Consider the following 19,076-nt stretch of genomic DNA (forward strand, 5'->3'; position numbering starts at 1 on the left):
GGCCATATCCGGCCAGAGCTGACGGCACGGGACCTCGCAGAATGAGGTCCAGCCCGACCCACCCCGGGGTCGCGCCGCACATCTCGAGGACCACCGTGACCTACTCCACTCGCGCGCCTCTGCGCACGACGGCCTTGTGCGCAGTCGTCGCGTTGCTGTCCACGCTCGCGCTCGCCATGACCCCGACAATGAGCAGCGCTGCGGCGGCAACGCCGTTGACGGCTCTGCAGCCCGATCCCTCCGCATACGACGACGGCCGCTATATCGTCACGCTCCGCGATTCGTCGGTCGCGACCTATCGGGGCGGTGTCGCCTCGTACCGCGGCACCCAGCCCGGAGAGGGTGACGAGCTGGATATGCGCTCGAAAGCGGTCGCGGCATACTCCGATCGCCTTACTGCGGAGCAGCAGGCCGTCGCTGCGGATGCGGGGGCGAGCATCGTCAGCTCGTACACGCTCGCGACGAACGGCTTCACGAGTGCGCTGACCGCTCAGCAGGCCGCCGATCTCGCCGCAGACCCGCGCGTCGCTGCAGTGGTCAAGGACGAGCTCCTGCACCTGCAGACGGCGGGTCCCTCCACGGACTTCATCGGACTCAGCGGCGAGGACGGCGTATGGGCGACTCTCGGCGGGATAGATGCCGCAGGCGACGGCGTGGTGATCGGGATCATCGACTCCGGCGTCGCACCGGAGAATCCTTCGTTCGCCGGCGACCCGCTCGCCGCCGACCCTGGCGCAGACCCCTACCGGGACGGCGACGCCATCGTGTTCGAGAAGGGCGACGGCAACCAGTTCCGCGGCACGTGTCAGGCAGGCGACGCCTTCGACAGCGACGACTGCACGACCAAGCTGATCGGAGCACGGTACTTCGTGGACAACTACGGTGCCGACTACATCGGATCGGACCGTGGCGAGGTCGTATCTCCCCGTGATGGCAACGGCCACGGCTCGCACACGGCGAGCACCGCGGCAGGCAACGCCGGTGTCACCGCGCACGTCGCCGGCCGCGACCTCGGTGAGATCTCGGGCGTTGCGCCGGCGGCGAAGGTCGCGGTGTACAAGGCCTGCTGGACCGGCCCGACTGCCTTCGACGACGGCTGCATGACGGGCGACCTGCTCGCCGCCATTGATGCCGCAGTGGCCGACGGGGTGGACGTCATCAACTACTCCATCGGCGGCGGCGGCGCTGTCAGCACCGTCGCGCTGACCGATCAGGCGTTCCTCGGCGCGGCCGCGGCGGGCATCTTCATCGCCGCCTCCGCCGGCAACGACGGTCCCACGGAGTCCACGGTCGACAACGCCGCACCGTGGATCACCACGGTGGCAGCCAGCACCATTCCGAGCTACGAGGCGACCGTCCGCACCGGCGACGGCAACGCCTACGCAGGTGGCACGATCGCCGACACGGCCGGAGTGAGCGGTCCGTTCGTGACGGCGAGCAGCGTCGCTGCCGCCGGAGCGGCGGACGCGCACCTATGCGGCCCGGAGACGCTCGACCCGGGCATGGCGGCGGGAGCGATCGTCCTGTGCGAGCGCGGCGTCGTGGACCGGACCGCCAAGTCGGCCGAGGTTGCCCGCGCCGGCGGAATCGCGATGGTGCTGGTCAACCCGACCGCGAACTCGATCGACCTCGATGTCCACGCTGTCCCGACCATCCACGTCGACGCCGACGCGTTCGAGGCGCTGGAGGCCTATGCGGCGACGCCGGGGGGCACGGCCGTCTTCGAGGACGGCAACACGAGCGGCAGCCCATCGCCGGTGACGCCGCAGCTCGCAGGCTTCTCGTCCCGCGGCCCCGTGCTGGCCGACGGCGGGGACATCCTGAAGCCGGACATCACGGCGCCGGGCGTGGCGATCCTCGCCGACGGCCGCAATGCCGAGGGCGAGGAACCGACCTTCGAGCTCCTTTCGGGCACATCGATGGCCTCGCCTCACGTCGCCGGGCTCGCGGCGCTGTATCTGGGCGCGCATCCGGAAGCCGCGCCTTCGGAGATCAAGTCCGCGCTCATGACGACGGCATCCCACACCCTCGAACGCGACGGATCCGAGTTCACCGATCCCTTCGGCGAGGGCTCGGGACACGTCGAGCCGGCGCGCTTCCTCGACCCCGCGCTCCTGTTCCTCAACGGGATCGATGACTGGAACGGCTACATCCAGGGAATCGGTGCGGCGGACCTCGGGGTGCAGACGATCGACCCCTCCGACCTCAACCTCGCCTCCGTGGCCGTCGGGAGCCTTGCCGGCGTGCAGACGATCACCCGCACGGTGACCGCGACGCGCCCCGGCTCGTACACCGTGGCCGACGTGACGGTGCCGGGAGTCGATGTGACCGTGAGTCCGACTCTTCTCGAGTTCGCATCCGCCGGAGAGGAGAAGTCGTTCACGATCACCTTCCGTCGCCAGAGCGCACCCCTCGACGTGTTCACCACGGGCACACTCCGGTGGGCCGGAGCGGAGGGCGACACCGTGGTGGTGCCTCTGGCTGTGCGACCGAGCATCATCGCCGTCCCCAGGACGGCGACCGGAGAAGGCGTCGACGGCTCCCTCGAGCTGCCGGTCGCCGCAGGCGAGACGATGGAGGTGCCGCTCGCCGTCTCCGGCCTCGTCGCCGGCCGGATCGCGCGAGGTTCGGGCGCCACCGGCGCCGCTCCGGCCCGTCACGTCATCGAGGTCCCCGAAGGCACCACTTCCGCACGATTCGAGCTCGAAGGCGCCGATGCACAGAGCGATCTGGACCTCGCGCTCTACCAGGTCGACGATTTCGGTGGTCTGCTGTACCTCGACCAGTCGACCTCACCCGGAGCGGACGAGACCATCGTTCGCGCCGACCTGGAGGCCGGTGAGTACGTGGTCGACGTCTCCTTCTTCTCCGGTGAGGGCGACCTGGACTACGAACTGACCACTTACCTGCTGGGTGGCGACGCCGACGAGGGGACGCTGCGTGCCGACCCCGCCGTGCTGGCCATGCACATGGGCGAGACATCCCCGGCCACGATCTCCTGGTCTGCTCTGGCGCCCGGCTCTCGCTACTTCGGACGCGTGGCCTACGGGGCGACCGGCGCCACGACCGACCTGTACGTGACGACGCCCGGCGAACCACCGGCGTCGTCGGACGAGCCCGCGATCGTGGTCTCTCCCGATTACGTCCGTCCGGGACGCACCTTCACTGTCGCAGCCGTCGGCCTGCCCGCCCGCACCGGCTTCGAGATCGCACTCGACGGTACCGTCGCCTCGGCCGGAATCACGGGCGACGACGGCACGGCAGCACGTCGGCTGACCCTTCCGGAGGACGCGGCCGACGGCGTACACGAAGTGACCATCACGGCCGGGGATGTCCACCTCGCGGGCGGGCTCGTCGCCACACGGCTGCTCGTGCACGATGTGTTCGAGAACGTCGAATACCTCGCCGACGGCGGCGCATCGGTGTCGGCCGAGATCATGTTCGGGGGCGAGGGCGTCGTGCACACGACGCTGACCAGCGCCGGCGGCACAGAGATGCTGCGCGAGGATGTCGACGTGTACAGCGATCCCATGTTCGAGGTGGACTCGGCCCGCACCACCGCGGTGCGACTCGCGCCCGGCGACTACGTGGTGCGGGCGTGGGCAGAGGGTGAGGAAGGCCCGATGCAGGCGAGGGAGCGGGCGTTCGTCGTGGAGGAGACTGCGCCGAGCCTTCTCACGCTCACCCGGAATCCAGACGACGAGAACGCTGTCGACCTCTTCTACGACAATTCCGTCGGTGCTGTCACGCAGGCGACCATCAGGTCGAAGACGTGCGCCGGCCCGCTCGTGTTCGGCTCGCTGTGGATCGACAAGCCGGTCGTGACCTCGACGTTCGATCTGACCGGCATCACAGGTATCGACGTGATCGTCGACGGCGAGGTCGCGGGCTCGTACGCGAACTCGGGCTCCGAGAGGTGCGCGGCGCAGACCGAGGTCTCGCACGACTTCTGGGTCGTGGCCTCGGATCCCTCCCTCGACGGATCGAGCCGGGCTGCCGAGGGGATCACGCTCACCGTGAACAACCGGTATCCGGCCTACAGCGGCGGCTTCGACCTCTCGGCGGGCTACGGGTCCGACATCTACGGCGCCCGCTTCTACACGGAGCAGGTGCCCCACGATCGCGTGACGGAACCTGGACCCGTCGTGACCAGGACGATCGCCGCGGCGGAAGGCGAGGCGTTCTGGGTGCGCGCCAAGTACGAGGTGCTCACACCCGACATCCACATCTCGGCGCATCGGGTGGTCTACGCCACCGCGGTCCAGCTCGCCGATCTGCAGCCGGTCGTCGACCCTGGGAACCCCGGCACCGGTGGCCCCGGCTCCGGTGATCCCGGCTCCGGCGATCCCGGCTCCGGCGATCCCGACGGCCCCGACGGCCGGCCGGCCGGCGGCAGCAGCGCGGACGACCTGGCTGCGACCGGCGGCGGTGCCGCCACCGTGCTCGGCATCGTGGCAGCGCTCGCGCTGACCGTCGGCGCGGTGCTCGTGCGGTCGCGTCGCAGAGGTCGCGCCTAGGAGCGGGAACGAGCGTCGTGGGGTGGTGTGGCGCGCGCCGCATCACCCCTCGGGCGCACCACGGCCGGCGCGCGACTCCGCGCCCGGCGACGCTCCGCGCGGTCGCCCGCCCGGCGTCTCAGCCGCCGCCGAGTCCGTCCAGCGAAGGCACGAGGGTGAACACGATCTCCTCGGTGTCGCGGCCGAGACCGGGGGCGAAGTCGACGTTGCGCGACACCTCGGTGAACCCGACCTTCGTCAGCACCGCGATCGAGCCGGCGTTGTGCGCGGCGGCGCGGGCGAAGAGCGGGCGGATCGGCTCTCGCGAGATCAGCAGACGCAGGGCCGCGGTCGCCACGCCCCGGCCCCAGGCGTGGCGGGCGATCCAGTAGGTGACCTCGCGGTCGCCGTCGATCGTGAATGTCGCGGCGGTGCCGGCGAACCCGCCGTTCTCGGTGACCACGAACGAGAGGACGTCCTGGTCGGCGCGCTGGCGGGCGATCCACGCGTCGAACGCGCCGCGGTCGTCGGGGTCCTCCGCCGTGAAGGCGGCCATGGCGATGGCCTCGCGGTCGCGCATCATCTCGAAGATCGCGTCCAGGTCGTCGTCATCCAGAGCCCGCAGCTCGATGTGGTTCACGCGATCCACGCTAGCCACGGCATCCGTCACTGAGAAGAGTGTGCACCGCCGACGGGAGCGCCGTGCAGACGGCGGGACTCAGGAGAGACCGTGGATGCTGCGAAGCAGCGTCTCTGCGCGATCGCCGTTGCGCGCCTGGAAGGCATCGCGGAAGTTCTCATAGGCCGCGGTACGGCCGAGCGGGCACTCGATCACCGGCTTCCAGCCGACCATGTCGCGCCGGATGGCGATCTCGTACTCGCGGATGAACTGCAGCAGGGCGGCATTGCCGCTGGCACGGGTGACAACCGTGAAGAAGGCATGACTGGCCGCCACCAGCGCGTCGGAATCGTCGGCACGCGATGCCGCGATGACGTCGTCCAGTCGCTCCAGCGCGAGATCCATCGCCTCCGCGTCGGCCCGCGCCGAGGTCATCCGCACGGCGATGCCCATGTTGTAGGCGACCAGTTCGATGGTGTCGCTCTGCCGCCGCGGCTGCGACACGCGCGTGTAGCGGTGCGGCGAGACCTCGACCAGTCCCACGCGCTCGAGTCTCTGCAGCGCTTCGCGCACCGGCGTGCGCGAAACCCCGAGCCATTCGGCCAGCTCATGGTCGCGCAGGCGCTCCCCCGGTGCGAGGCGGCCGTCGAGGATCGCTTCGCCCAGATGCTCGTAGACCTCGTCTCCGAGGACGGCTCGGCTCGGCTCGAGCGGGACGAAGGGGGCAGTCATGAGTGGCACCAGTGTACGCCGGAAGATTCACGCGCATACACCCCTGATCCGGGCGGATTGCGACCCGGTCGCAGCCTTCGGAAATCCCGCTCATCCTTTGGACCGTGACCCTCGCTCTTGCGCTGATATATCGGTACGATGTTCCTGTCCACGTCTCCGACGTGGCCTATCCGGGGGGATCCGTCGACGCCCGGGCTTTCGAGCCTTGCTCAGCCCGGGCGTACGATGGGCCGGCTTTGCGACCGCGGCGGTGTGCAACATTTGTGTCACCATCCGAATTGGGTCTCGCCGCGCGCCTGCCTCTTCACTACGTTGGAGTCAATCGCCGCAATCGCGGGGAGATCAACGAAGAACGGCAAGTAATGAGCACGCAGGGCACCGTCAAGTGGTTCAACTCGGAGAAGGGCTTCGGCTTCATCGCTCCCGATGAAGGCGGCGCAGACGTCTTCGCGCACTACAGCGCCATCGAGTCGAGCGGTTACCGCTCGCTCGAAGAGAACCAGCGCGTCGAGTTCGAGATCGCGCAGGGACCCAAGGGTCTCCAGGCCGAGAACATCCGCCCGATCTGATCGGCGGACCGATCGCTTCACGCGGTCGAAGCCGCGGTACTCCGCCTCTCTGAAGCGGATGCCGCGGCTTCGTCGCGCCTGGCGGGATGATCGAGCCGGCAGGACGCGGGATGAGCGCCGGGTCGCTTCGGTCGCGTGCCCGGCCGCCTCAGTCGCGCTCCGGGCCGCCTCAGTCGCGCTCGCCGCGGACGAGCTCGATCCCCGCCCCCGCGAACTGACGCAGCGTCGCGTCCGGCAGGAACGCCCGCGTGAGCGCTCCGCCGATCCGCGTGAGGTCGCTCTCGTCGCGGAAGAGCAGATACATCGTCTCGTAGCGCGGGTGGAACTTCTGCTTGAACCGGTGCAGCGACTGGAACCCGTAGACGGGCTCGAGGGCGTCGGCGAGCCGTTCGCTCAGCGCCGCGATCATGCCGGCATCCGCGGGATAGTCGTGGGCCAACGGCGCACCGGACAGCGACATGATCTCGGCGCCCTCCTCGGAGAACAGCCGCGCCGACGAGCCGATGAGGTACTCCATCACGGGGCCGAAGCCGCCCTCGCGGCGGCGCATGAGGTCGAGCGTCCACCCGCGCACGGTGCCGCCGGCGCCGTGCACCGGCAGCCACGAGAGGAATCCGTCCACGTCGCCGTTGGGCGCGATAGCCAGGGCGAGCCGCACCTCGGGATCCTCTGCCTCGACGAGCGTGCCGAGTGTGAAGCCCATCTCGGGCAGTCCCTTGTCGCCGACCCACATCTCCGAGATCGCCCGCAGCTGCTGCTGCACGCCCCATGATTCGTCCTTCAGGCGGGTCATGCGGAACGTCATCTCCTCGCGACCGGCCCGGTTGAGCGACGAGCGCACGGAGTTCCATTGCTTGCCGGTGAACTCGAGGCCTGGAAGGTCGACGATCGTGTCGTCGGCGACCACGAGACTGCGCCATGACGACGGCACCGCCGCCCGCGTCGCCTCGTCGGAGCTGAAGAAGCAGGGCACGAGACCGGCGCGTTCGGCATCGTGGATGAATTCCCGAACGGATGCCGCGCGCGACGCCGCAGGTCCCAGCGGGTCGGCGAGGGCCAGGGCCACGCCCGCTCGCCGCTGGTAGGCGACGATGCCGTCGGCGGTCCCCGCGTAGCTGTTGCCCTCCCACGTGGTCATCCACGACAGCGTGCCGCCGCCGTCGGCGTGCAGCATCCGCTTCACGTCCTCGACCGCCGGCGCCGGCTGCCGGCCGATCCGCGACGACCGGCGGGCGCGGAAGGCGCGGCGCACCCAGATCAGGTACACGAGCATCAGCAGCCACATCGCGCCGCTCGCGAGGGCGAGCTCGGTCTCGCCGTCGATGGTGGCCTCGACCCTGGCCTCACTCGCGAGGACGATGAGCCCGGCGATGAGCAGCGCGAAGAGCACGTTGATGACGGCGAGGACGACGGCCACCACCCAGGTCCACCGTCTACCGCGTCGCAGTCCGTTGGCCACGATGAGGATGACGACGGTGTCGATGGCGAAGTCGATGAAGCCGCCCGACGCCGGCTGGGTCGGGCCGAACGGGCCGTCGGTCGGGACGAGGATCGTGACGACCTGGATCGCGCCGAGCACCAGCACCGCGATGAACGCGATGAGCCGCTGCTCGCGGATCGTGGTGCGCTGGATGCGCAGCGACCGGTCGACGAACAGCACCAGCAGCACGGCCAGCAGGTGCTCGAGATCGGCGAGCGAGCCCCAGAACAGCATGGCGACGAAGACGAAGCCGAGCAGCACCAGCCATGCCCGCACCCGCCAGGGACTGCGGAACAGGCCGACCGCCGCGGCGATGCACGCCATCGTTCCGCCCGACGCCCCCACGTCGAGCGCTGCCGCCTGGGTCTGGGCCCATGCCCACGGCAGCTGCGAGAAGCCCCACAGCAGCAGGGCGGTCGCGAGGATCGCGAACAGCTGCCCGACCCAGTAGTACGCCAAGGCGACCCGCGTGCCCCGCCGGAACTCGAGGTACGCCATACCGACGAACCCGGTGATTGTGAAGAGGTACACCCATGGCTGGTTGACGAAGAAGGTGCCGGTGACCGGCGTCCACCACCGTCCCGCCTCGAGCGCGGGCAGACCGTAGGCGACGACGTCGTAGAGGTCGGACTCCTCGAACGGCCGCCACAGCCCCTGCCACACCACGCCGACCACCAGGATCAGCGCGATCATCGTCAGCGTGGCCGGCATGCGCCGCATGACCGCGAGCACGCGGTTGGTTCTCCGAGTCGCCCCGTCGCTCATGCGATCACGATAGCGGCGGCCGCCCAGCACCCGCGCGGTAGGGCGGCTCGGGGCGTTTCGTCTCGGTCGCTGGCGCTCCCTCGCTCAACGACCGGGACCATTCCTGCCGGTCGTTGAGCGAGCTTGCGAGTCGAAACGCAGAGACGAAACGCCTGCGCCCGGCGCAGACGCCGGGCGCTGCTCAGCGGGCGGACGACAGCCGGGCGTAGTCGGCGAGGGCCTTGGCGTCCTCGGCGTCGCGCAGGGCGCGGCGGGCGGCGTCGAGGGCGGCGACCGGGTCCTCGGCCTGGCGCGCGCTCGCGAGCTCCCGCTGGGCCGACAGCAGTCGCGATCTCGCGTCGGCGCCGGCATGCGACCGCGAGACCGACGCCTCGGCCTGTGCCAGGGCGCCGCGCGCGGCGGCGACGGTTCCGGGCAGGGCCGTGCGGGCGCCGCGCAGACGCTGCTGCGCCGTGCGGGCGTCGCCGAGGGCGAGGTCGAGGCGCCCGCGCAGGCGCGCGATGGCGTCGACCGTGCGGGTGGGGCGGCGCGCGGCATCCGATTCGATGTCGTTCAGCTCCTGCGCGATCGCGTGCAGCTCGGCCCCGAGTCGCTCGGCGTCGGGCGCGGCGAGGTGCTCGCGGGTGACGGAGGCCTGGCGCAGCGCCGTGCGAGCAGCCGCGATCTCGTCGGGAACGGCCTGCGCCGCCTGCAGGACCAGGCGGTGCGTCTCTTCGAGGTTGCGCGCGTCGGCCTCGGCCTGGCGCAGTGCGCGTTCGGCGGCGGCGAGATCGGGCAGCGCGCTGAGCGAGGGGTCCTCGGCACGCGCGGCGGCGGCGTCCAGGTGTCGCTGCGCGATCGCGACCTGCGACAGGGCCGCGTGCGCGGACTGCGAGGCCTCGCGCCACTCGTCCTCGGCGAAGCGCGACGACAGCTCCGCGACGAGTGCCGCCGGATCGCCCATCGAGGCGTGCAGCCCCGCGAGACGGCGGCGTGCGGCATCGATCTGACCGGCGGCCGACACGTTCGCGGTGACCCACGCGCCATGCTCGCGGCGGGCGGCCGCCACGATGGCGAGGGCTTCGCCGGCCTGTCGGCCGATGCGCGCCGAGACGCGGCGAACCTCGTCCGGCGAGGCGGAGCCGTCGCTGATCGCGCGGTACTCCTCGAACGCGTCGTCGCGGGCGTGCTGCGCGGTGAGGCGCGCTCGCCGGAGCGACGCCGGCGCCTCGCCGCCGTAGAGCGCCCCCGACAGCCCGACCTCGAGCTCGAGCTCGCCCACCTCGTCGTCGAGCTGGACGAGCGTCGCACCGGCCTTCGCCCGGGCGTGCTCCGCCGCGGCGCGGGCACGGGGCGAGCGACGCGCCTGCCGCACTCCCCACACGATCACGGCGACGGCGATCGCCGTCACGCCGAACACGACCAGGGCCGGCAACAGCCATCCCAGGATCGAGGCGGCGGACTCAGGCATCCGCGACCCCGATGGGTTCACTCGCACCTGCGGCACGCCCGTCGGTCCCGGCGCTCACCGCGCCTGCGGGCTGGTCTGCCGGTTCGGCGTCGGCACCCGTCGGCTCACCCACCAGCAGCAGCGCGCGGAGCTGGTCGACGTCGTCGACGACCGCCTGGGCGCCCTCCGCCTCGTGAGGCCAGCTGAAGCCCCAGCGCACGAAGATCACCGGCACATCCTGGGCGGCACCGCCTTCGACGTCGTGATGGCGGTCGCCGACGAGCACCGGGCGGCTCGTGTCGACGCCGGCGGCACCGAGCCGGCGCAGCGCCTCGGCGACGATGTCGGATTTCGCGCTCAGGGTCCGCTCGTCCGCCGTGGCGCCGACGATGGCGGTCAGCGAGGTCGACAGATCGAAGTGGTCCATCAGGGCGGCGACCTGCACCTCGGGCTTCGAGCTCGCCGTGGCCTGTGGGATGCCGGCGGCGGCGACATCCGTGATCAGCTCTCCCATGCCGGGGAACAGCTTGGCGCCTGTCGCATAGCCGTCGAGCTTGTTGAGGCCGCGGTAGAAGGTGACGGCCTCGGACGCCTGCTCCGGCGTCATGCCGACGTTCACCTGGAACGATTCGTACATCGGCGGACCGATCCAGTGCACGAGCTCCGCGCGGGTCGGCGGACGCTTGCCGAAGTGCTCGAGGGCGATCGTGAGGCGGCGGAGGATGCCGTCGGATGCGTCGACGATCGTTCCGTCAACGTCCCACAGCACACAGGTCCACGGCGATCGGCTCGGCATGGGACCAAGCCTAAGCGGAGGCGGCCCGACGCTCCGAAGCAGACCCCTGGCGGTGACGTCTCAGCGATCGCGCCGGTGGACCCGCGCGAGGCGCGCCATCATCCGTCGGAGCTCCTCGATCTCGGCCGGCGACCAGTCGGAGAGCAGTGCCTGCATGTTCGTCTCGGCGGTCGTCATGATCCGCTCGCCGATGCGGCGCCCCTCGTCGGTCAGGGCGACCAGCACGCCGCGGTCGTCGTCGGGCGCGGCGACGCGCACCGTGAGGCCGGCCTGCACGAGCCGCCCGACGATCTTGCTCATGTTGGTCGGCGTCATGCCGAGCGCGAGCGACAGGTCGACCGGTCTCATCGCGCCGTTGTACGAGAGCTGGTTCACGACCAGGAACATGCCCATGTCGTCGATCGGGAACGCGACCCTCGCCATGACGTCGCGCCGGACGCCGGTGCTGTCCGCCCAGTGCACGATCGATGCGAGCGACAGGCGCAGGTCGAGCGGGTCGGCGCCGATGACGGGACTCAGGTCGGCGGAGGCGTCGGGGTCGACGTCACCTCGGGCCATCGTTGCTCGTTCCTCTCGGTGCCGTGCCGGCGTGATCGCCGCGGGCGGTGTCAGTCCTCTCGCAGCAGCCGCACCGGCCCGACGAGTCCGTAGTCGCGCACGATCGCGTGCTGCGTGCGCTCTTCCCCGGTGAGCTGCGCCCCGATGTCGGGGACGCGCTCATAGTATCCGCGGGCGCGGAGCCGGTTGTTGAGCGAGCTCGACACCCGCACGGTGATGACGTTGTCGCCCGGGCGGATGCCGCCGCTCACGTCGACGACCGGGTGCGCGGTGTCGAACCCGCGTGCCGGCCCGTCGCCCACGCGCACCGAGCCCAGCCCGCCGCACGTCGAGCCCAGGTCTAGCACGTAGCGGGCGCCGGGGTCCACGTCGGGGACCCGGATCGTCGCGGTGTACTCGCCGACGCCCGAGACGTCCGGGCCGACCGCCGGGATCGCGCACCACGGGGCGAGCTCCGTCTCGCCCGCGTCGAGGCGGGTGACGGCGGTGGTGGGGCGCACCTCGCGGGAGACATAGCCGAGACCGCGGTCCTCGGTCAGCACCTCGGGCGCGCCCGCGTCCCAGCTCTCGACGACGAGGCGCCACCGGTCGGCGCGGGTGACCTCGGTCACGGCTGGAGCGTCCGCGTCCGCGGCATCCGTCGTCGTGTCGAGGACCACGATCGCGACTTCGCCGGGCGCGAGCGTGAGCTCGACGAGGGTGCGCCCGTCGTCGCTGCGCACGCCGCGGTGCGGGCGGAGCTCGCCCGTCCAGACGTCGAGTCGGTGCGCGACGCCGGCACCCTCCAGGGCGACCCGGACCGTCGTCGGCTCGGTCGTCTCGTAGAGGAAGTGGTACGCGTAGAGCACGGTGAGACCGTCGTCCTGGCGCAGGTGCGTGAGCACGTGCTGGTCGTTCCCCGCGAAGCGCGCCCGCCCGCCGGCGCCGAGCTCGTCGAGCGCGGCGACGACGCCGGACGGCGCGGTGACGCGGACCCCCGGCATCCGTCGCAGTCCCGTCATGATCGCCGCAAGCTCGTCGTCGCGGCCATCGAGACCGGGAGTCGCGGATGCCGCGACCTCGTGCGTGCGGAAGCGTCCGGCCATGAGCGATTCGAGCTCGCGCGCGCCGTCGACGATCACGAGGCGGAGGCCGCGCTCGGCCCAAGAGAGCAGGTGCGCGGCCACGTCGGCGTCGAGGGTGCTCTGGTACACGACGAGCGCACGGTACCCGGGCCCGTCGGGCTGCACCTCGTCGCCGTCGAAAGCGACGTCGTCGCGGAGCAGGAGGGAGCCGTCGAAGAACTCGTAGGTGATGCCGGCGTCCTGCATGCCGAGGTCCTGCCACCAGTGGTTCTCGCGGTCGCGCATCCACATCGTGCCGTAGGCGACCTCGTCGGGGATGCGCTCGCCGTTCGGGCCGATGAGTGCCATGCCGATGAGGTTGTCGGTGAAGTGGTCGGTGCGCAGGATGCCGACATCGATGCGCGGCCGCCCGCGCCGGAGTGCGTACTGCAGGCGCCCGATCGCGGCGGTCCAGAGCGGATAGAACTCCGAGCCCGGCTGGCGGGTGTCGAACCGCTCGGAGAACATCGGCCACATGCCCTCATGGCCGGGCCACTCGGTGACCCCCTCGGCGCCGGCCGGGCTCGCCCAGCCGTGCAGCACCGTCTTCGTGATTCCGGCGGCCAGCTGCGTGGCGATGATCTGGTCGTAGAAGCGGTGGTCGAGCATGTGGTTGCGCGTGGTGGCGCCGGTCTCGGACGAGTACTGCTTGCCGAAGAGGTGTGCGGGGCCGGCCATCAGCCGGTACGCATCGATCTGCGCGCCGAACTCGAGCGATTCGGTCTCGATGCCGTCGACTTCGGGCCCCGGTCGCGTCAGCTCGAACGGCAGGCCGTAGCTGATCTCTGCGCGCAGCGTCATGCCGACCTCGTGCAGGAACGCGGCGAACGGACGCAGCATGTTCTCGATGTACAGGTCGGTGAGCGTGCGGACGTAGTCGAACCGCACCTTCTCGACCGTGGTCCGATCCGCGTCACCGGTGGGCTGGTGGTGGTACACCGTCGAGACCGCCATGAACGGGGCGTCGCGCGTGAGGAACGGCAGCCACGGCACGATGTCGTAGCCGCGGCGCGTGCGGAACTCCTCGGCCAGCGTGAAGCCCCAGAACATGCCGCCGGCGCCGTAGGTCGACAGCTCGAGCGAGTCCATGTACATCTGCGCACGCGGGTTGCGGGCGACCTCGGCGCGCAGCGCCGGCGTCAGGACGACGTCGTCCCAGTAGGCGATGACGGCGTCCACGCCGTCGCGGTCGAGGTAGTTCACGGTGTAATTGACGCTGGCCGAGGGCGACGCCGTCTGCCCGGTGCCGTGCATCCAGTACGCGAACAGCCGCCATTCGCCCTCGTCCGGTGCGGTCCAGTCGAGCGCCTCGCCCTCGACACGCGCGGTGAGATCGACGACGGATGCCGCATCCAGCAGCCCGTCGCCGGCGACGCGCGCGGCCACGACGGCGGCGAGGTGCTGCCGCGAGATGGTGCCGCGATGACCCGGCAGCGTCGTCTCGGCGATCGGGGCCGCGAGGTCGATGCGCGCAAGTGCGCCGGTGCGCGACTCACCGGCCGCGAGCGTCTCGTGCACGACATCGAGCTCCTGCGCAGCGGCGCGCTGGTCGGGGTCGATCGTCGGGAGGTTCGCGTTGGACCAGTTCGTGCCCGACGTGAAGCTCACCGACATGCCGCGGCGCGTCGTCTCCTCGACCACGATCTGCGAGTCGTGCACCCACTCCTCCGAGCCCCAGCCATAGCGCGCGTGGTCGATCGCGCCCTCGTCCATCGCGAGGAACTCCATGCCGCCGAAGCCGAGTCGGTGCGCGTCCTCGATCTCTCGTCGCAGCGTCGCATCGCTGTGGAGCCCTTCCGCGAGCCACCAGCGCAGCTCGGGGCGGAAGTCGATGGCGGGTTCGGCGATCTCGCGCCGGAAGTCGTCGAGCGTCATCGCGCGATCCATCCTGCTAGGAAACTGTCTCGGCGACAGTATGTACTGTCGCCATGACGTAACACAAGGCTGGGATCGCCCTTCCGCGCCGCTCACATCGGCGAGACCCCACTGGAAGGCCGAGACCGTGGGAAATCCCCACGGTCTCGGCGACCAGTTGAGGTCTCGCGGTCGGACCGGGGCGAGGCGCGGGGGCCTCGCCCCGGGCAGCGGCGCCGGGCCGGGCGTCGCCGCGAGCCGCGGGCGTCGCCGCCGGGCCGCGGGCGTCGGCGCGGGGCCGAGCGTCGGCGCCGGGATCGCGCTTCCCCGCCGCTCACATCGGCGAGACCCCACTGGAAGGCCGAGACCGTGGGAAGTCCCCGCGGTCTCGGCGACCCGTTGAGGTCTCGCGGTCGGAGCCGCGGACCGAGGATCGCGGACGGGCCAGGCCGGGCGTCAGAAGAGGCGCGGGGCGCCGGACTCGATGCCCTTCATGCCCTCGTAGTCGAGGGTGACGCAGCGGATGCCGCGGTCGGTGGCGAGCACCTTCGCCTGCGGCTTGATCTCCTGGGCCGCGAAGACGCCCGTGACCGGGGCGAGATGCGGGTCGCGGCCGAGCAGTTCGAGGTAGCGGGTCAGCTGCTCGACGCCGTCGATGTCACCGCGGCGCTTGACCTCGACGGCGATCGTGCCGCCCTCGGGGTCGCGCAGGAGCAGGTCGACGGGACCGATCGCGGTGGGATACTCGCGGCGGACGAGGGTGAGGCCGTCGCCGATGACGTCGACCTGCTCGGCGAGGAGCCGCTGCAGGTCGGCCTCGACGCCGTCCTTCTGCAGGCCCGGGTCCAGGCCCAGCTCGTGCGACGTGTCGTGCAGCACCTCGTAGATGCGCACGAGCAGCGCGTCGCCGCTCTTCGCGTGGGTGACGCGCCAGTGCTCGAGCACTCCGGCGGCGGCGGATTCGGCATCCGGGATCTCGACGTCCAGGCGGCAGGGCGGGCTCATCCAGTTGAGCGGCTTGTACGAGCCGCCGTCGGAGTGCACCAGCAGCGAGCCGTCGCCCTTGTGCACCAGCAGGCGGGTCGCGAGCGGCAGGTGGGCATTGAGCCGTCCCGTGTAGTCCACGGAGCAGCGGGCGATGACGAGACGCACCCGACGAGCCTAGCCCGCGGCCGCACCGCGAGGTCTCGATGAGCCGATCCCGCGGTCGTGCCGTCGGGACCCGACGAGCCTGGCCCGCGGCCGCACCGCGAGGACCCGATGAGCCGTTCCCGCGGTCGTGCCGTCAGTACCCGACGAGCCTGGCCTGCGGCCGCACCGCGAGGTCTCGATGAGCCGATCGCGCGGTTGTCCCGTCAGTACCCGACGAGCCTTGCCTGCGGTCGCGTCGCGAGGTCTCGATGAGCCGTTCCCGCGGTTGTCCCGTCAGCACCCGACGAGCCTGGCCTGCGGCCGCACCGCGAGGTCTCGATGAGCCGTTCCCGAGGTTGTCCCGTCAGTACCCGACGAGCCTTCCCCGCGGCCGCACCGCGAGGTCTCGATGAGCCGATCGCGCGGTTGTCCCGTCAGTACCCGACGAGCCTGGCCCGCGGCCGCACCGCGAGGACCCGATGAGCCGATCCCGACGTTGTGTCGTCAGGACCCGACGAGTCTTGCCCGCGGCCGCGTCGCACAGTCTCGGCGGTGCCTTCCAGGAACCGTCGACTAGCGTGAACATGCACGGCGAAAGCGCGGCCGAGGCCCGCACTCGCCCTCCGATGGGCTCTCGCCGGCCCACTCGCCTGCCCTGACCGGCCGCCGCCTTCTGCCGCGGCCGGCATCTGAAGCCGCCGCTGCGGAGGAGAACCGATGAATTCACGCCGCCCCGATGCGACCGTCCACTTCCTGACGAGCACGACCGCCGAGCTGCACGTCGGCACCGATGTCGAGGAAGTCGTCGCCCCCGACAGCCTGGCCCTGCGCGACCGCGTCGTCGAGGAGATCCGGCAGCTGGCGGCCTCGACGGGCGAGCCCGCGCACGCCACCCTCGTCGAGGGGTCGTCGAGCTGGCCGCTGGTCGTGCACCCCGACGGCACCTGGGCGGAGTCGCTGGATGCCGCGACCGCCGACCCCGTTCCCGCCCCGGCGTCCGCATCCGCTCCGGTTGCGCCCGTCCCGGCGGTCGCTTCGGTTCCCCCGATGCCCGCCGTCCCCGCTGCGCCGCCCGTCCCCGCTGCGACGCCCGTCCCCACTGCGACGCCCGTCCCCGCAGCGACGCCCGCGACCGCGCCCGCCGCGCCCGCCGCGCCCGCCGCGCCCCCCGCGCCGGTGGCGGCGGAGCGGCGCGAGCCGGCGGCATCCGTCCCCCTGCAGCGACGCGATCCGGCGACGCTGCCGCTCCCGGAGCCGCACGAGACGCCCGCGCCCGTCGCCCGGCGCGACGCGGGCAAGCCGACCGTCCAGGACCTGCTCGAGTCGCGAGGCGGCGCCAGCCGCACGCGCGCGACGTCGGGGTGGCAGGGAGCCGTCCGCCGGGCGACCGGCGGCCTCGTCTCTCCTGCACCCGGCCGCGCCGAGCGCGACCGGCTCGATCGCCAGAAGCGGGTGCAGCGCCGGCTCGACGCGCCGCGGACGATCGTGGTGCTCAACCCGAAGGGCGGCGCGCACAAGACGACGAGCACGCTGCTGCTGGCTGCCACCTTCGGGACGGTGCGCGGCGGTGCGACCCTCGCGTGGGACAACAACGAGACTCGCGGCACGCTGGGCTGGCGCGCGCAGAACGCCCCGCACCACCGGACCGCCGTCGACCTCCTCGAAGACATCGACGAGTTCTGGAACCCGAGCGGCTCGAGCCTCGCTGCACTCGACACGTACGTGCGCACGCAGGTCGACGCCCGCTTCGACGTGCTGGCGTCGGACGAGGATGCCGCGGCATCCTCGACGATCGACTCCGCCGCGTTCGACCGGCTCCACTCGCTCCTGCGTCGCTACTACCGGCTGATGATCGTCGACACCGGCAACAACATGCGCGCCTCGAACTGGGTGGCGTCGGTCGCGGCGGCCGACCAGCTCGTGATCGTCTCCACTGTGCGCGAAGACACCGCCGCCAGCGCCGCGTGGCTGCTCGACGGCCTCCGCGAGAAGGGGTTCGGCGACAAGATCGATGACGCCGTCACCGTGCTCACCGCGCCCTCGTCGCGCCCCGACCGCCGGCTCGAGGACCGCCTCACGCGTCACTTCGAGCAGGTGACCTCTGCGGTCGTCAACGCGCCGTTCGATCCGTCCCTCGTCGACGGCGGCCCCATCGACTTCGACGCGCTGGCGCCCGAGACCCGCGACGCGTGGCTGACGGTGGCCGCCACCGTCGCGGATCGCCTCTGAGCTGACGCACGCCGGGACATCTCCAGATGCCCCGGCGTGGTCCCGCCCTAGTGGTGGTGGCCGGCGCCGACCTGCGAGCCGGCGATCGGCTTGGCCGCGCCCGAGGCGAAGCCCGAGAGGGCGATGAGCGCCACGAGGATCCAGAGCGTCGGCAGCAGCCCGATCTGGTGGCTGATCCAGCCGAGGATGGGCGGGCCGCACAGGAACGCGACGTAGCCGATGGTGGCGGCTGCCGAGACGGATGCGGCAGCCTTCGCCGGGTCGTCGGCCGCGGCCGACATGCCCAGCGGGAAGCCGAGGGACGCGCCCATGCCCCACAGGGCCACGCCGATCAGGGCGATCGGCATCGAGGGCGCCAGGATGAAGATCACCAGGCCGCCGCCGGCGAGGATCGCCAGGATGCGGAGCGTCCACACGCGTCCGAAGCGGTCGACGAGCGGGCCGCCGAGCGCCCGCACGGCGGTCATCGCCACCGAGAAGACGGTGAGCGCGATCGCGCCCTGCGCCTCGGTGCCGCCGTGTCCGTCCACCACGCTGAGCGGCAGCCAGTCGTTGGCGCCGCCCTCGGCGAACGCCATGCCGAGCATGATCGCGCCGATCGCGTAGGTGCGCGGGTCGCGCCAGACGGCGATCGCGGCGGCGAACTTCTCGCGCCGGGTGGGGGCATCGGCGGCGTCGGTCGGGTCCTCGTTCACCTCTCGTCGCGGCACGAAGGTGACGGCGACGGCGCCGCCGACCACGACGAGGCAGCCCACGATCCAGAGGTGCGGGGCGACGCCCACCTGCCACGCCGCCATCGCCACGCCGACCCCGGCGCCGGCGACCGTGCCCAGGCTGAACAGGGCGTGGAACAGCGGCATGATCGTCTTGCCGCTCGCCTGCTCGATCGCCGCGCCCTCGACGTTCATCATCACGTCGGTCGCGCCCATGCCGAGTCCCATCACCGCGAGGCCGGTGGCGGTGAGGGCGAAGGATGCCGTCATGTCGGCGCCGAAGCCGACGAGCACGATGCCGATCGCGAACGTCGCCAGACCCATCAGCAATCCGCGGCGGGCGCCCCACCGCGCGAGCACGACGTTGGCCAGCGTGAGGCCGAGGATCGACGCGGCACCCGACGCGAACAGCAGCAGGCCGACTTCGAAGTCGTTGATGCCGAGGTTGGCCTTGACGGAGGGGACGCGTGCAGCCCACGTGGCGAAGCCCAGGCCGGTCGCGAAGAAGATGCCGAAGATCGCGGTGCGCCAGGCGACCAGTTGCGTCCGGGTGAGCACGGTATCCATCCGGACACTGTACCGAATCGATTCGGCAGCGCTGG

General features: G+C 71.5%; 12 protein-coding genes. 3 read left to right on the top strand and 9 right to left on the bottom strand.

Going from position 1 to position 19,076, the window contains the following annotated elements; translation table 11 throughout:
- The first annotated feature begins 95 nt into the window (after positions 1–95).
- Positions 96–4,517, top strand: coding sequence for a S8 family serine peptidase (locus tag MRBLMI12_RS09635; protein WP_363356088.1), 4,422 nt, complete (start codon positions 96–98; stop codon positions 4,515–4,517).
- A gap of 118 nt (positions 4,518–4,635) precedes the next feature.
- On the opposite strand, the gene MRBLMI12_RS09640 is transcribed toward MRBLMI12_RS09635, so the two are convergent.
- Both MRBLMI12_RS09640 and MRBLMI12_RS09645 read right to left on the bottom strand, forming a co-directional pair.
- Entirely contained in the window at positions 4,636–5,136 is a 501-nt protein-coding gene (locus MRBLMI12_RS09640) for a GNAT family N-acetyltransferase (RefSeq protein ID WP_349425735.1), read from the bottom strand.
- 78 nt (positions 5,137–5,214) lie between these two features.
- Complete coding sequence (locus MRBLMI12_RS09645; RefSeq protein WP_363356090.1) at positions 5,215–5,847, bottom strand: GntR family transcriptional regulator; 633 nt, start codon at positions 5,845–5,847, stop codon at positions 5,215–5,217.
- Between the two features lie 362 nt (positions 5,848–6,209).
- Between MRBLMI12_RS09645 and MRBLMI12_RS09650 the strand changes: the two genes are divergently transcribed.
- Positions 6,210–6,416 (top strand): cold-shock protein, encoded by a 207-nt coding sequence (locus tag MRBLMI12_RS09650; RefSeq protein WP_137845695.1) that lies wholly within the window; start codon positions 6,210–6,212, stop codon positions 6,414–6,416.
- 169 nt (positions 6,417–6,585) lie between these two features.
- On the opposite strand, the gene MRBLMI12_RS09655 is transcribed toward MRBLMI12_RS09650, so the two are convergent.
- The 6 genes from MRBLMI12_RS09655 to nucS all read right to left on the bottom strand — a co-directional run bounded on the left by MRBLMI12_RS09655 (position 6,586) and on the right by nucS (position 15,553).
- Positions 6,586–8,661, bottom strand: coding sequence for a bifunctional lysylphosphatidylglycerol flippase/synthetase MprF (locus MRBLMI12_RS09655; protein WP_363356093.1), 2,076 nt, complete (start codon positions 8,659–8,661; stop codon positions 6,586–6,588).
- A 181-nt stretch (positions 8,662–8,842) separates the two neighbouring features.
- The gene (locus tag MRBLMI12_RS09660) at positions 8,843–10,111 is read right to left on the bottom strand and encodes a hypothetical protein (protein WP_363356095.1); all 1,269 of its coding nucleotides are present in this window, start codon (positions 10,109–10,111) and stop codon (positions 8,843–8,845) included.
- Entirely contained in the window at positions 10,104–10,886 is a 783-nt protein-coding gene (locus MRBLMI12_RS09665; protein WP_349425739.1) for an HAD hydrolase-like protein, read from the bottom strand. The genes MRBLMI12_RS09660 and MRBLMI12_RS09665 overlap by 8 nt, the downstream gene beginning before the upstream one ends.
- A 60-nt stretch (positions 10,887–10,946) precedes the next feature.
- Complete coding sequence (locus MRBLMI12_RS09670; protein ID WP_363356097.1) at positions 10,947–11,444, bottom strand: MarR family winged helix-turn-helix transcriptional regulator; 498 nt, start codon at positions 11,442–11,444, stop codon at positions 10,947–10,949.
- Between the two features lie 50 nt (positions 11,445–11,494).
- A complete protein-coding gene (locus MRBLMI12_RS09675; RefSeq protein ID WP_363356100.1) occupies positions 11,495–14,422 on the bottom strand; it encodes a glycosyl hydrolase in 2,928 nt (975 codons plus the stop codon).
- A gap of 435 nt (positions 14,423–14,857) precedes the next feature.
- Entirely contained in the window at positions 14,858–15,553 is a 696-nt protein-coding gene (nucS, locus tag MRBLMI12_RS09680; protein ID WP_308866300.1) for an endonuclease NucS, read from the bottom strand.
- 696 nt (positions 15,554–16,249) lie between these two features.
- On the opposite strand from nucS, the gene MRBLMI12_RS09685 reads away from it, so the two are divergent.
- Positions 16,250–17,761: a MinD/ParA family ATP-binding protein gene (locus tag MRBLMI12_RS09685; protein WP_363356102.1), complete on the top strand. Its 1,512-nt coding sequence runs from the start codon at positions 16,250–16,252 to the stop codon at positions 17,759–17,761.
- Positions 17,762–17,808: 47 nt separating this feature from the next.
- On the opposite strand, the gene MRBLMI12_RS09690 is transcribed toward MRBLMI12_RS09685, so the two are convergent.
- Positions 17,809–19,041: an MFS transporter gene (locus MRBLMI12_RS09690; RefSeq protein WP_363356104.1), complete on the bottom strand. Its 1,233-nt coding sequence runs from the start codon at positions 19,039–19,041 to the stop codon at positions 17,809–17,811.
- Positions 19,042–19,076 lie beyond the last annotated feature (35 nt).

This window comes from Microbacterium sp. LMI12-1-1.1, from assembly GCF_040676455.1.
Lineage (GTDB): Bacteria > Actinomycetota > Actinomycetes > Actinomycetales > Microbacteriaceae > Microbacterium.